Raw genomic sequence first — 11,669 nt, forward strand, 5'->3', positions numbered from 1 at the left:
TCGCAAGGCGGAGGAGGGCGGCAGGGCGGAGTCCTGCCAACCGACGACAACGCGGCGAGGTGCGGTGCCAGACCCCGCGAGCCCGGCATGATCCAAACGAGAGGCCCTAGCAGTCGGGGGCGCGGCGCGGGAGGGGGGTGCCGCGCCCCCGGCGCCGGCCTCAGTGGAAGACCGAGGGCGGGGGTGCCGGGGAGGCCACCGCCGCGGCGTCCGTGACCGCCGGGGCGCCGCCGGTGAAGTCGAGCAGCGCCCTGCCGTGCTCCACGCGCGCGGAGTGCGGGTCCGAGGCGGCGCGGCGGGTCAGTTCGGCGACCGGGATCGGGTGGCCGGAGCCGACGAGCACCGCGTTGCCGAAGCGCCGCCCGCGCAGCACGGCCGGGTCGGCGACGAGCGCGAGTTCGGGGAAGACGGCCGCCGCGGTCGAGATCTGGCTCCGCAGATGGGCGAGCGGCGGGCCGTCGGCGAGGTTGGCCGCGTACAGACCGCCGTCCTTCAGCGCCCTGCGGACGTCCGTGAGGAACTCGACCGAGGTCAGATGCGCCGGGGTGCGCGCGCCGCTGAACACATCGGTGATGACCAGGTCCGCCCAGCCGTCCGGCACCTTGGCGAGCCCCGCACGGGCGTCCATGGAGCGCACCCTGATCCGGGCGCCCGGGTCCAACGGCAGGGCGCGGCGCACCAGTTGGACGAGCGCGGCGTCCCGTTCGACGATCTGCTGGGTGGAGCGGGGGCGGGTGGCGGCGGTGTAGCGGGCGAGGGTGAACGCGCCGCCGCCGAGATGCACGACGTGCAGGGGACGGCCGGGCGGGGCGGCCAGGTCGATGACATGGCCGAGGCGGCGCTGGTACTCGAAGCTCAGATACGCGGGGTCGTCGAGGTCGACGTGCGACTGCGGGGCCCCGTCGATGAGGAGCGTCCAGGCACGCGCACGGTCGCGGTCGGGTACCAGCTCCGCGAGCCCGCCGTCCACCGCTTCGACGACGACCTCGACGGCTTCCTTGCGCCGTGTGTTCCGTGACCTGCCCATCTCCCTATTATCGGGGCGCGTCGGCGGTCACGGCACATCCGGTCAGTAGCCCCGCAGCACGACTCCGTGGCGGGTGCGCAGACGGCGGATCTCCCACCAGGCGATGGCCGTCACCGACGCGGGACCGCCGATCACCGTCGCGATCTGGATCAGCGGCGGACCGGGCGGCAGACCGCCCGCGAACAGACTGATGATCATGAACTCCCACACCAGGACCCCGGTGAGCAGCGCGGGCAGCGCGGCATGCACCTCGGAGGTGTTGAAGGCGCTGCGGACCGCGGGCCGGGAGGCGAACACCACGAACAGCACGGCCCAGATCATGGGGATGAACATGACGGCCACGGCGGGCACCTGGAGGGCCGGAGAGCGGACGTGCGCCGTCGTCCACGGCATGGCCTGGATCGTCGCCCATCCGAGCAGGGGAATCAGGAAGAGGGCGCCGAAGTAGCAGAGCGCCGACCGCCCCGCTCTGCGCACCTGCGGTCGCATGGTGTGCCGCACATGCGGCGGGGCCCAGCGGAAGAGCAGCGCGACCACGACGGGGGCCGTGAGCAGGAGCAGCCACGGGGTCACCGTCAGCCGCATGAAGAACTGCTCCTGGGCCTCGCTCACGTCTCCCGGCTTGCCGTACGCGGCGAGGATGAGGAGCGACATGACACCGGCGCTCCAGGCGCGCGCCTTCTGGACGCGCATCACCTCGGGGTCCTCGATACGACGGTGCGCCCGCGCCGGGAAGATCCGCCGGGCCCTGTTGCGGGCCGACCGGGCCAACGGGTAGGCGACCAGCAACGGCATGAACAGCCCCCAGGTGCACGGCAACAGCAGCGCCGCCCACACACAACCGTGGATCCGCTGCCGCCCGCCCCTGAGCAACCCGGCGAGCGTCGGCCATTCGTCGTCACGCAGCCGCTGCCGGAGCGGAACGTGCGGCGGCTGCGGACCGTACGGGGGCAGGCCCGGCGCCGGCGGATACGTGTACGGGCCCGGCTGCGGCGGACCGTACGGGTACGGAGGCACGGTGGGTCCCGGTCCCGCCGGTGGCGGTGCGTACGGACCGTACGGACCGCCGTTCGGCGGCCAAGGCTGCTGATACGGGTTGTGCCCCCCGAAACTCACGCTGCTGTCCTTCCCGGTGTCGAACGGTGGTGACCGATTGCTCAGTCCCAGTCAACGGGGCGTAAGACGAACGGGACATGGGGTCGCGCGAAGTCGCCCGGTATACGCCCCGTATTCGCCCTGCCCGCACCCCACTTGCCCTGACAGGATCACCTCATGCGCACGGTATACGCCCTGTTCGTCGGCATCGACGAATACCCGGACAGACCGCTGAGCGGTTGCCTCAACGACGTACGCGAGGCGGAGGAGTGGCGGCGGCGGCAGCGCCATGTCGCGGCCGACATCCGGCGGTTGGCCGACGGCCAGGCCACCCGGGCGGCCGTGGTGGCCGGCATCGAGCGGCATCTCGCGAAGAGCGGCCGCCTGCCGTCCGCGGGAACGCGCCCACGAGGGCGCGCTCGGCGGGGTACGGCGCCGTGCACGCGCTCGTCGAGGACCGTGTGCGCGGCCTGAGTTCGGTGCAGCACCCCGAGTTGCTCGGCCGGAAGAACGTGTCCTTCCTGTCCGGGAACGCGGTGACCGCCTCGCCCTTCCTGCTGCGGTTCACCGCGAGAGGCTGGGAGGAGGGCCGGACCGCCGAGGGCCTACCAGCAGTCGTCCGCCGCCTGGATCAGCCGGGCCGCCTCGCCGAGGGCCTCGCGCAGGACCGTCGGGTCCGTGGCCGTGTCCGCGTCGCCGGGCGGGAGGAGCCAGCCCGTGCCCTTGAGCGGGGGTTCCGGGGCGACGAGGCTCATGCCGCGGCCCTGGGTCTGGGTGCAGGTGCTGCCCGGGACGTCCCACGCGTCCGCCGTGCCGGGCGGGACCAGGAAGCCGAGGGTGTCGCAGTCGTCGTCGTGGAGGACGGGCCCGACACGGTCGGCCGCCCCGCGGCGCAGGATGTCGACGGCTTCGAGGCCCTGCCGGGCCGGTACGGTCACCAGGTCGGGGCCCTGCTGCGGCGGTGCGCCGCGCTGCGGCACCTGCCGCGCGCTCGACGGCCGGCCACGGAACTGCGCGCTCTGCCTGGTCTGCATCCCGGCGTCCGACACTGAACCCCTCCTCGGCAGGTGAGCTGGGTCGGGAGTTCGGGCGGCTCCCGGTCCATGGAGTCCAACGCCCGGGGACGTCAAGGGCTACGGCACAACACTGCCGCAAAGGATGGCAGTTCATGGCAGATCACGCGTGAGATATCCGGTTTGTAGCTAAACCTCGCATGATGACACCCGCGAGGCAGGTACGTTCTTGCACCGCCGGACGCAGGGAACCCACCGGTGGCCCTCCAGCCACCGGCACCACGCACCTCGCGGACGACTCATCCCGAATCCGGCGTGGTTCGACGGTTCGCACGAGAGGGCCCGGCCATGACCTCGTCCCCTTCACCCCGGCCACCACGGCCGAATCCCGCCTTCCGGCGGCTGCGCGGACAGCGCTCCCCGAGCGAGTTCGCCGCGGCCGTACGACGTGCCGCGCGCGAGATCGGCGAGCGGGTCAGTTGTGACGCGCGGTACATCGGACGCGTCGAGGCAGGAGAGATCCGTTGCCCCAACTACGCCTACGAACGGGTGTTCCTGCATATGTTCCCCGACCACACGCTCGCGGACCTGGGCTTCGCCCCCCGCTCCGCGGTCCGCGGCCGAGGGGCACGCACCACCGCCCCGGCACCCCCCACGTATGACACACAAGACACCTACGAGACGCACGCGTCGTACGACGAGCACGCGTACGACGACCAGAACCACGAGGAGAGCGACGTGCGGCGTCGCGCATTCATGACCGGCGGCACCGCCACCGCGGCGGCCGTCTCCCTGGGCCCGCTCGGGCTCCTGTCCGACGACCCGGCGATGGCCGCCGACCGTCCCGTCCACCGCGCGGGCTCGTCCGAGGCGAGCGCGCTGGAGGACGCCGTCCGCAACATCCGCGTCCTCGACGACCGGCACGGCGCGGACGGCCTCTACCGGCGGGCCGCGGCCCCGCTGCGTACCGCGTACTCCCTGCTCGACGCGGGGACGACCCGGCAGACGGTCACCGACCGGCTGTACGCGGGAGCGGGCGAACTGGCCATCTCGGTCGGGTGGTTGGCGCACGACTCGGGGCGCTTCGACGACGCCCGCTCGCACTACGCGGAGGCGCTCGCGACCTCCCGGATGTGCGGGGACGCCGCCCTGGAGGCGCACGCGTTCTGCAACACGGCGTTCCTCGCGCGCGACGCGGGCCGGCCGCGGGAGGCCGTACGCGCGGCGCAGGCGGCCCAGCGCGCGGCCCGCCCGCTCGGCTCGCACCGTCTGCTGTCGCTGCTGGCGCTGCGCGAGGCGGGCGGCTGGGCGGGGCTCGCGGACCGCGCGGGCTGCGAGCAGGCCCTGGTCCGGGCGCAGGCCTACTTCGGGCGGGGCTCCGTGGACGCGGACCCCGAGTGGATGACCTTCTTCGGGGAGGCCGAGCTGGAAGGGCTGGAGGCCCAGTGCTGGTCGACGCTCGGCGACTGGACGCGCGCGGCCCGGCACGCCCTGCGCGCCACCCAGCTCCTGGACCCGCACTTCACCCGGAACACCGCCCTGTTCACGGCGGAGCTGGCCGACGACCTGGCCCGCGGCGGCCACCCCGACGAGGCGGCGGCGGCCGGACTGCGCGTCCTGGCGCTGCTGGAGGAGGTCCAGTCGTCCAGGATCCGGACGATGCTCGCGGGCACGGCCCGGGTACTGCTGCCGCACCGCCGCGCGACGGGGGTGTCGGCGTTCCTGGACCGCCACGCCTCGCTGCCGCGCACCCGGGTGCGGACCGCCTCCGCGACCGTCCCGGCACCGGCGAAGGCGTCGGGTCGTTCCGATGCGCAACCCGGGGTGCCGATGTGGCGTCTATGAGGTCCGGGGGCGCCCCACGGGGGTGGGCGCGCAGACCGTAAGGTGGCACGACCGGACCACCGGGTCACACACAGCAGCGAGGGGGAGGGCGGAATCGGATGCCGCAGGCCGAGACACCGGGCACCGGGGCGAGCCCACCCCTCCTGCTGCGCTGGTGGACCGAGCTGCCGTTGATCCTCGTGGTGTACGCCTCGTACTCCGCGGGCCGGCTCCTCGCGCGGGGTGATGTCTCCACCGCCGTCGACCACGGCCTGGCGATCCTGCGCATAGAGCAGGCGCTCCGCCTCAACGCGGAGCATCCGCTGAACCGTCTCTTCACCCGCGAGGCCTGGCTCGGCATACCCGCCGACTTCTGGTACGCGTCCCTGCACTACCTGGTCACCCCCGTGGTGCTCATATGGCTCTACCGACGCCGGGCGGCCGTCTACCGCGCGGCCCGCACCTGGCTGATGACGTCCACGCTCATCGGCCTGATCGGCTTCACCCTGCTGCCGACCTGCCCGCCCCGCCTGCTCGACGCCGGCCACGGGTTCGTCGACACCATGGCCCAGTACAGCTCGTACGGCTGGTGGGGCGGCGAGGCGAGCGCGCCACGTGGCCTCGGCGGCATGACGAACCAGTACGCGGCGATGCCGAGCCTGCACGTCGGCTGGGCGCTGTGGTGCGGAGTGATGCTGTGGCGCCACGGCGGCACGCGCACGGCCAGGACCATCGGCGTCCTGTATCCGCTGCTGACCGCCGTCATCGTGATGGGCACCGCCAACCACTACTTCCTCGACGCGGTCGCGGGCTGTGCCGTGATGGGCGTCGGCTATCTGCTGACCCGCCCGGTGACGCGGGCGCAGGCCCTGCTCAGGGCCCGGCTGCGGACGCGGTCCACCCCCGTCACGGTCCCCGCACCGGCCTCCGGTTCCCCCGTTGTCAGTGGTGGATGCCAGACTTCGACGGGTGAGCGAATTCCCCGACAGCGCGTCGCCGACCACGAGCAGGGAGCCGAACCGGGTGCCTCCCCCGCGGACGCGGGCGACGCTGCGGCACCGACTCGCTGAGCTGCGCGGCCCGTCCGTCCCCCTGAAGGCGCTCGACGCGCGCGCCCTCGCCGCGCTCGCCGCGAACCCCGGGTGCAGACGGCGCGCGCTCCTGGACGGCGCGGGGGTGAACAAGGCGGCGCTGGCGAACGCGCTGGGCGCGCCCTCGTCGTTCGGGCAGTCGCAGTTCGCCTTCATGCGGGGCAACGCGTTCGAGGCCCGGGTCAAGGCGGACGGCGGCGCCGAACTGCTGCGCCTGGTGCACGAGAAGCTGGACCCGACCGCCGAGCCCCCCACCGGCGCCCTCGTCCCCGACCTCACGGCCGTCGGCCCGGAAGGCCGCGCGGGCCGTACGGAACTGGCGCTGCGCGAGGCCACGGAGGCGCGCCGCTGGGCGCTGCTCGACCACCCCATGCTCGCCCTCGACGTGGCGGGCTCCCCCGCGTTCCTGGAGCCGGACGCGGTGGTCGTCCACCCGGACGGCAGGTGGAGCGTGGTGGAGATCAAGTCCTTCCCGCTGCTGGACGGTTCGGCGGACCCGGCGAAGGTGGGCGCCGCCGCCCGCCAGTCCGCGGTGTACGTCCTGGCGCTGGAGGAGGTAGCCGCCCGCCTGGGCGCGCACGGTCACGCCGAAGAGCCCGAGGTCCGCCACCGCGTCCTGCTCGTCTGTCCCAAGGACTTCTCCAACCTGCCCACGGCCTCCCCCGTCGACATCCGCAAGCAGCGCGCGGTCACGCGGCGCCAACTGGCCCGCCTCACGCGCATCGAGGAGATCACCGACACCCTCCCCGAGGGCATGTGCTTCGCGCCCGACCTCCCCCAGGAGGCGCTGGAGGCCGCCGTCGAGACGGTCCCGGCGGCGTACGCCCCCGAGTGCCTCTCCGCCTGCGAACTGGCCTTCCACTGCCGCGCCCGCTCCCGCGCCCAGGGAGCGGTGACGGCCGTGGGGCGGTCGCTGCGCGCCGAGTTGGGCGGTCTGACGACGGTGGACGAGGTGCTGGCCGCCGCCCACGGCGAGGCCGGTGACCCGGCCGACCCGGCGGTGGCGGCGCTGCGCCGGGCAGCCGAACTGCGCGCGGAGGCCCTCGCGAGCAGCGCGGCGGCACACCCGGGCAGCGCGGAAGCCCGCGCGGGCCGGGAGGTCGCCGTATGTCACTGATCACCGCGCTCGCCCGGCTGGAGGCCGTCCGCTCGGGCCGCGCCCAGCCCGCCGCCACCGTCCGGCACCGGCATCTGTCCGAGCGGCCCCTCGTCCTCGTACCGCTCACCACCGCGGGCGAGGCCGGGGCCCCGCTCGGAGCGCTCGTCGGCACGGAACGGGACGCGCCCCGGCTGCTCGTGGTGCCCCAACCGCGCGACCGCGACCTGCGGTTCGCGTTCCTCGCCGACCTCGCGGACATCGTCCTGCCCTGTGTCGACGCGTACGCCGACGCGGTCGAGACCGCCGAGCGCAGCGAGACCGACCCGACCACCGGCAAGCGGGTCAAGGTCGAGGTCGACCTGTGCGCGGACGCCCCGCAGATCGTCGTGCCGAGCCGGGCGGGCATCGAGTTCGTACGGCTCCTCGGCCGCTCCATGCGCTTTCGCCGCACCGCCGAGCAGGACCCCGAGACCTCGCATCCGGCGCCGCCGCGCGTCCCGCTGCTGGGCCGCTGGCTCACGCACTACGGCGAGCGCGCCCGGGTCCCCGGCTCGTCGCTGCTGCTCGCGCTCACCGAGGTGCTGACGCGGCACTGGGCGACGGGCCAGTCCAGCCTGGAGGACCAGCATCTGGGCGCCCTGCTCGCCTGGATCGACCCGCCGGACGGCGACTCGGGCGCGGACGCGGCGGTGCGCGCCGAACTGGCGCGGGACACGGACGGCCAGTTGCTGTGCCCACCGGCCGGGCCCGCCACCGACCCGGCCTTCGACAACAAGCTGCTCGCCCCGTCCATCGAGCGCTACGACCGGGCGCGCACCCGGTTCGCCGCCGCCGAGGACGGGGTCGAGGCGGACGACCGCTTCGGTGAACTGACCGCCGCCGAGCGGGAGATCCGCGACCTCGTCGCCAGTCGTACGCGCCCCACGTGGGACGCGGTGTGGCACGGGCTCGATCTGCTGCGGGCGCTGCCCGAGGGGGGCCATGTCACGGACCGGTGGACGCGCGACCGCTGGTCGTTCACCGCGCATCGCGACCGCGTCGCCGCAGGGGAACCGCCGCAGCCGCGCCGCGACGACGCGGTCACCGCGGCGAACAAGCTCGCCACGCGCGAGCGTGAACAGGCCCGGCTGGAAGCCCAGGAGGCGCTCGACGACCCGCTGGTCATGGCCGGGCGGCGGCTCGCCGGGGAGGCGTTCGCGGGCGAGGTGCTGGACGTGGTGATGACCTACAGCGAGGGGAAGCGACCGAGCCCGCGCCCCCTGGTGACCCTGCGGACCGACGACCGGCCGCATCTCGGGGAGCGCACGAAGGTGTACCGGTCGCTGAACGGCAAGCCGCAGGCGGCCGAGTTCGTCGGATACGAGGGCGCGGAAGGATCGGCGGGATCGGAGGGACCGGGCGACGACGGGGCGGACGCTCTCGTGGTCCTGCGCGTCCTCGACAAGATGGGCCGCGGCAAGGAACCGGAGGCCGGGTCCGTCCCCGAGAAGGGCGACCGCCTCTGCTTCACGCTCTTCGAGCACGAGCAGCGCGGCGGGGCGAAGCTGCCCGAGCCGGAGGAGACGCCGTGGACGCACGGCGGGCCGCCGGGCGACGCCGACGCGACGACGTATCCGGACGCGGTGACCGAGGAGGACGTCCTGTGACCACGCTGTACGCGGCGGACGGCGACCGCGGCCCTGCCTTCGACCCGGGAGCCGAGGCCACCCGCGCCACCGAGGCGATCCTGCGCGACACGCTGCACGGCACGCACCGCGGGGTCGTCGTGGACTCCCCGCCCGGCGCCGGGAAGTCGACGCTCGTCGTCCGCGCCGCGCTCGAACTCGCGACTGCCGGGCGCCCGTTGATGGTGATCGCGCAGACCAACGCGCAGGTCGACGATCTGGTGCTGCGGCTGGCGGAGAAGAACCCCGACCTGCCGGTCGGCCGACTGCACAGCAGCGACCCCGACCCGTACGACAAGGCGCTCGACGCGCTGCCGAACGTCCGCAAGTCCGCGAAGGCGGGCGATCTGGCGGGCCTGGACGTCGTCATCTCGACGGCGGCCAAGTGGGCGCACGTCAAGGGCGTCGAGCCGTGGCGGCACGCGATCGTGGACGAGGCGTACCAGATGCGCTCGGACGCGCTGCTGGCGGTGGCCGGTCTGTTCGAACGGGCGCTGTTCGTCGGCGACCCCGGCCAGTTGGACCCGTTCGCGATCGTGGGCGCGGAGCAGTGGGCCGGGCTGTCGTACGACCCGTCGGCGTCCGCGGTCTCGACGCTCCTGGCCCACAACCCCGAGCTGCCCCAGCACCGGCTGCCGGTGTCCTGGCGGCTGCCGGCGTCGGCCGCGCCACTGGTGTCGGACGCGTTCTACCCGTACACGCGCTTCCGCAGCGGTACGGACCACGGGGACCGGCGGCTCGCGTTCGCGGTGGCCTCGGACGGCTCGGGCCCCGACCGGGTGATCGACGAGGCGGCCGAGACGGGCTGGGGGCTGCTGGAGCTGCCCGCCCGGCACACCCCGCGGACGGACCCCGAGGCGGTGCGGGCGGTGGCCCAGGTCGTACGGCGGCTGCTCGACCGGGGCGGCGCGGCGACCTCGGAGCGGTCCGCGGAACCGGTGGCGCTGACCGCGGACCGTATCGCCGTCGGGACGGCCCACCGGGACCAGGCGGCGGCGGTGCGCGCCGCGCTGGCGGACCTCGGGGTGCCGGAGGTGACGGTGGACACGGCGAACCGGCTCCAGGGCCGGGAGTTCGATGTGACCGTGGTGCTGCATCCGCTGTCGGGCCGCCCGGACGCGACCGCGTTCCATCTGGAGACGGGCCGCCTGTGCGTCCTCGCCTCCCGGCACCGGCACGCGTGCATCGTGGTCTGCCGGGCGGGGGTGACCCGGCTCCTGGACGACCACCCCTCGACGGAGCCGGTGCAACTGGGCGTGACGGTGAAGTTCCCGGACGGCTGGGAGGCCATGATGTCCACCTGGGACCAGTGGTCGGAGCACAGGGTGCCCTGGCGCCCCTGACCGGCGCGCCCGCTCGACAGTGCCCCCTTGTGCGGTCGCGCGACAATGGACGGTGGCCCCCCGAGGGTGCCACCGAAACCGTACGAGGAGGAGAAGACATGGCGGAGCCCACGCCGCGTCGGAACGAGCCGCGGCTACGCCCCGCGCCCCTGCTCTTCGAGCCCGCGGAAGCGGCCTCCGATCCGGAGCACTTCTTCGACCTGGAGTCGATCGAGGACCCGCGGACCCTGCTGGCGCGCGCTACGGAGCTGGCGCAGGCGTTCCGCGCCGCCGCCGACCGCGCGGTGGAGTTCCAGGCGATCGCCGCGGCCCAGCTCGCGGACCCGCGCCGCCTGGACCGGCTGAGCCCGGCGGCCATCGGCGATCACGCCGAGTGGACCGAGGACTACGCGCTGAAGATGGTGGAGTTCGGCCGCGATCTGCTGCGCGGCGGCGACGCGAGCGGCCCGGAGAACCTGGGCTGAGCACGGCCGGACCCGGCATATACACGGACCGGACCGGCAGGCACACGGACCGAACCCGGCATATACCGCGCGGCAAGGTACCCGGCCCCGCCCCCTCCTGTCCCGGATTTCCGCGACTTTCGCGAGCCCGCCGCACCCCGCCGGTAGATCTGACCGCATGAGCAGCCGAACGCCGTCCCCCGCCACCGCCCGTACGCCCCTGCCCGAGGGGTACGACCGCACGGGCGTCACTCCGGACGGCGCCGCGTGGCTGGCCTCGGCACTGGCGCGTCCCGGTGCGGCGCCGCACTCGTGGGCCGAGCGCCCCGGCGCCCCGGTGGTGCTGCCCTGCGGCACCGCGTTCGACATCGTCAACGCGCCCGCGATCTTCGGGCGCCGCATGCTGGACCGGCTCTGGGACGAGGGTCCCGGCTCCGGGCCCGTCGCCGTCCACCGGGGCCGCATGCTGCTGTTCGCGGCGCCCGGCACCGCCCGACGGCTGCCCACCCTGCTCGGCTGGGAGGAGTGGAACGACCACCGCAGCCCCACCGGGACCACCCGCGCCCACGCGCTGCCGCCGCTCCTGTGCCACGGCACCGGCGACGCCGTGACCCTCCCCGCGGTCCACTCCACGGCCGACCGGCCCCCGCTCGCCTCCCGCTGGCTCGTCGCCCCCGACACCCGCCGCCCCTGGCTCCCGGGCCCGGAAGTCCTCCTGTGGGCGGCCGTCCGAGCGGCCCGCGCGGCCCAGATTTCGATTTCACCTCCCCCCAATCAGGGTGCTAAGGTCTACGACGTCAGCAAGCGCCGCTAGCTCAGTTGGTTAGAGCAGCTGACTCTTAATCAGCGGGTCCGGGGTTCGAGTCCCTGGCGGCGCACGATGACGATGGCGATCCATGTTCGCGGACTACGCGAACCTGGGTCGCCATCTTCGTGTTCTGCGCGGCTGCGCCGCGCGTGGTGGGGGCTTCGCCACCCACACCCCCTTCAGGCCTGGCGCGGTGAGCGTCTGGTGTCTCCGGGCCCGGAGCGGGGTCATCCTCGCGTTCCGCACAGCACCGCCGCGCACC

The 11,669-nt window shown here is 74.1% G+C and carries 11 protein-coding genes and 1 tRNA gene; 9 read left to right on the forward strand and 3 right to left on the reverse strand.

Going from position 1 to position 11,669, the window contains the following annotated elements; genetic code table 11:
* Positions 1–160 precede the first annotated feature (160 nt).
* The gene (locus ACZ60T_RS23120) at positions 161–1,027 is read right to left on the reverse strand and encodes a spermidine synthase (RefSeq protein ID WP_365618718.1); all 867 of its coding nucleotides are present in this window, start codon (positions 1,025–1,027) and stop codon (positions 161–163) included.
* Positions 1,028–1,069: 42 nt separating this feature from the next.
* Positions 1,070–2,044 carry a hypothetical protein gene (locus ACZ60T_RS23125; protein ID WP_469667576.1) on the reverse strand — a complete coding sequence of 325 codons (975 nt, stop codon included), beginning with the start codon at positions 2,042–2,044 and terminating at the stop codon, positions 1,070–1,072.
* Positions 2,045–2,299: 255 nt separating this feature from the next.
* On the opposite strand from ACZ60T_RS23125, the gene ACZ60T_RS23130 reads away from it, so the two are divergent.
* Positions 2,300–2,596, forward strand: coding sequence for a hypothetical protein (locus ACZ60T_RS23130; RefSeq protein ID WP_469667577.1), 297 nt, complete (start codon positions 2,300–2,302; stop codon positions 2,594–2,596).
* A gap of 131 nt (positions 2,597–2,727) precedes the next feature.
* Here the strand turns inward: ACZ60T_RS23130 and ACZ60T_RS23135 are convergent, their stop codons facing one another.
* On the reverse strand, positions 2,728–3,171 hold the full coding sequence (locus tag ACZ60T_RS23135) for a hypothetical protein (protein ID WP_469667578.1): 444 nt from the start codon (positions 3,169–3,171) through the stop codon (positions 2,728–2,730).
* A 312-nt stretch (positions 3,172–3,483) separates the two neighbouring features.
* Here ACZ60T_RS23135 and ACZ60T_RS23140 point away from each other — a divergent pair, with 312 nt between their 5' ends.
* The 8 genes from ACZ60T_RS23140 to ACZ60T_RS23175 all read left to right on the forward strand — a co-directional run bounded on the left by ACZ60T_RS23140 (position 3,484) and on the right by ACZ60T_RS23175 (position 11,477).
* Positions 3,484–4,980 (forward strand): hypothetical protein, encoded by a 1,497-nt coding sequence (locus ACZ60T_RS23140; protein ID WP_469667580.1) that lies wholly within the window; start codon positions 3,484–3,486, stop codon positions 4,978–4,980.
* Between the two features lie 98 nt (positions 4,981–5,078).
* Positions 5,079–6,029: a phosphatase PAP2 family protein gene (locus ACZ60T_RS23145; RefSeq protein ID WP_365618706.1), complete on the forward strand. Its 951-nt coding sequence runs from the start codon at positions 5,079–5,081 to the stop codon at positions 6,027–6,029.
* On the forward strand, positions 5,983–7,167 hold the full coding sequence (locus ACZ60T_RS23150) for a hypothetical protein (RefSeq protein WP_469667702.1): 1,185 nt from the start codon (positions 5,983–5,985) through the stop codon (positions 7,165–7,167). Before ACZ60T_RS23145 ends, ACZ60T_RS23150 begins: the two co-directional genes overlap by 47 nt.
* Complete coding sequence (locus ACZ60T_RS23155) at positions 7,158–8,795, forward strand: hypothetical protein (protein ID WP_469667581.1); 1,638 nt, start codon at positions 7,158–7,160, stop codon at positions 8,793–8,795. Before ACZ60T_RS23150 ends, ACZ60T_RS23155 begins: the two co-directional genes overlap by 10 nt.
* The gene (locus tag ACZ60T_RS23160) at positions 8,792–10,156 is read left to right on the forward strand and encodes an AAA domain-containing protein (RefSeq protein ID WP_469667582.1); all 1,365 of its coding nucleotides are present in this window, start codon (positions 8,792–8,794) and stop codon (positions 10,154–10,156) included. Before ACZ60T_RS23155 ends, ACZ60T_RS23160 begins: the two co-directional genes overlap by 4 nt.
* Before the next feature lie 98 nt (positions 10,157–10,254).
* Positions 10,255–10,620, forward strand: a complete 366-nt coding sequence (locus ACZ60T_RS23165) for a hypothetical protein (RefSeq protein ID WP_365618698.1) — start codon at positions 10,255–10,257, stop codon at positions 10,618–10,620.
* 157 nt (positions 10,621–10,777) lie between these two features.
* A complete protein-coding gene (locus tag ACZ60T_RS23170) occupies positions 10,778–11,413 on the forward strand; it encodes a hypothetical protein (protein ID WP_469667584.1) in 636 nt (211 codons plus the stop codon).
* Positions 11,404–11,477 (forward strand) — tRNA-Lys (locus ACZ60T_RS23175). The genes ACZ60T_RS23170 and ACZ60T_RS23175 overlap by 10 nt, the downstream gene beginning before the upstream one ends.
* Positions 11,478–11,669 lie beyond the last annotated feature (192 nt).

Source organism: Streptomyces sp. NPDC104371 (assembly GCF_055583785.1).

Coding starts and splice junctions, on each gene's coding strand:
- ACZ60T_RS23165 (WP_365618698.1), top strand. CDS start 10,255: ATGGCGGAGCCCACGCCGCGTCGGAACGAGCCGCGGCTACGCCCCGCG.
- ACZ60T_RS23130 (WP_469667577.1), top strand. CDS start 2,300: ATGCGCACGGTATACGCCCTGTTCGTCGGCATCGACGAATACCCGGAC.
- ACZ60T_RS23170 (WP_469667584.1), top strand. CDS start 10,778: ATGAGCAGCCGAACGCCGTCCCCCGCCACCGCCCGTACGCCCCTGCCC.
- ACZ60T_RS23145 (WP_365618706.1), top strand. CDS start 5,079: ATGCCGCAGGCCGAGACACCGGGCACCGGGGCGAGCCCACCCCTCCTG.
- ACZ60T_RS23140 (WP_469667580.1), top strand. CDS start 3,484: ATGACCTCGTCCCCTTCACCCCGGCCACCACGGCCGAATCCCGCCTTC.
- ACZ60T_RS23155 (WP_469667581.1), top strand. CDS start 7,158: ATGTCACTGATCACCGCGCTCGCCCGGCTGGAGGCCGTCCGCTCGGGC.
- ACZ60T_RS23120 (WP_365618718.1), bottom strand. CDS start 1,027: ATGGGCAGGTCACGGAACACACGGCGCAAGGAAGCCGTCGAGGTCGTC.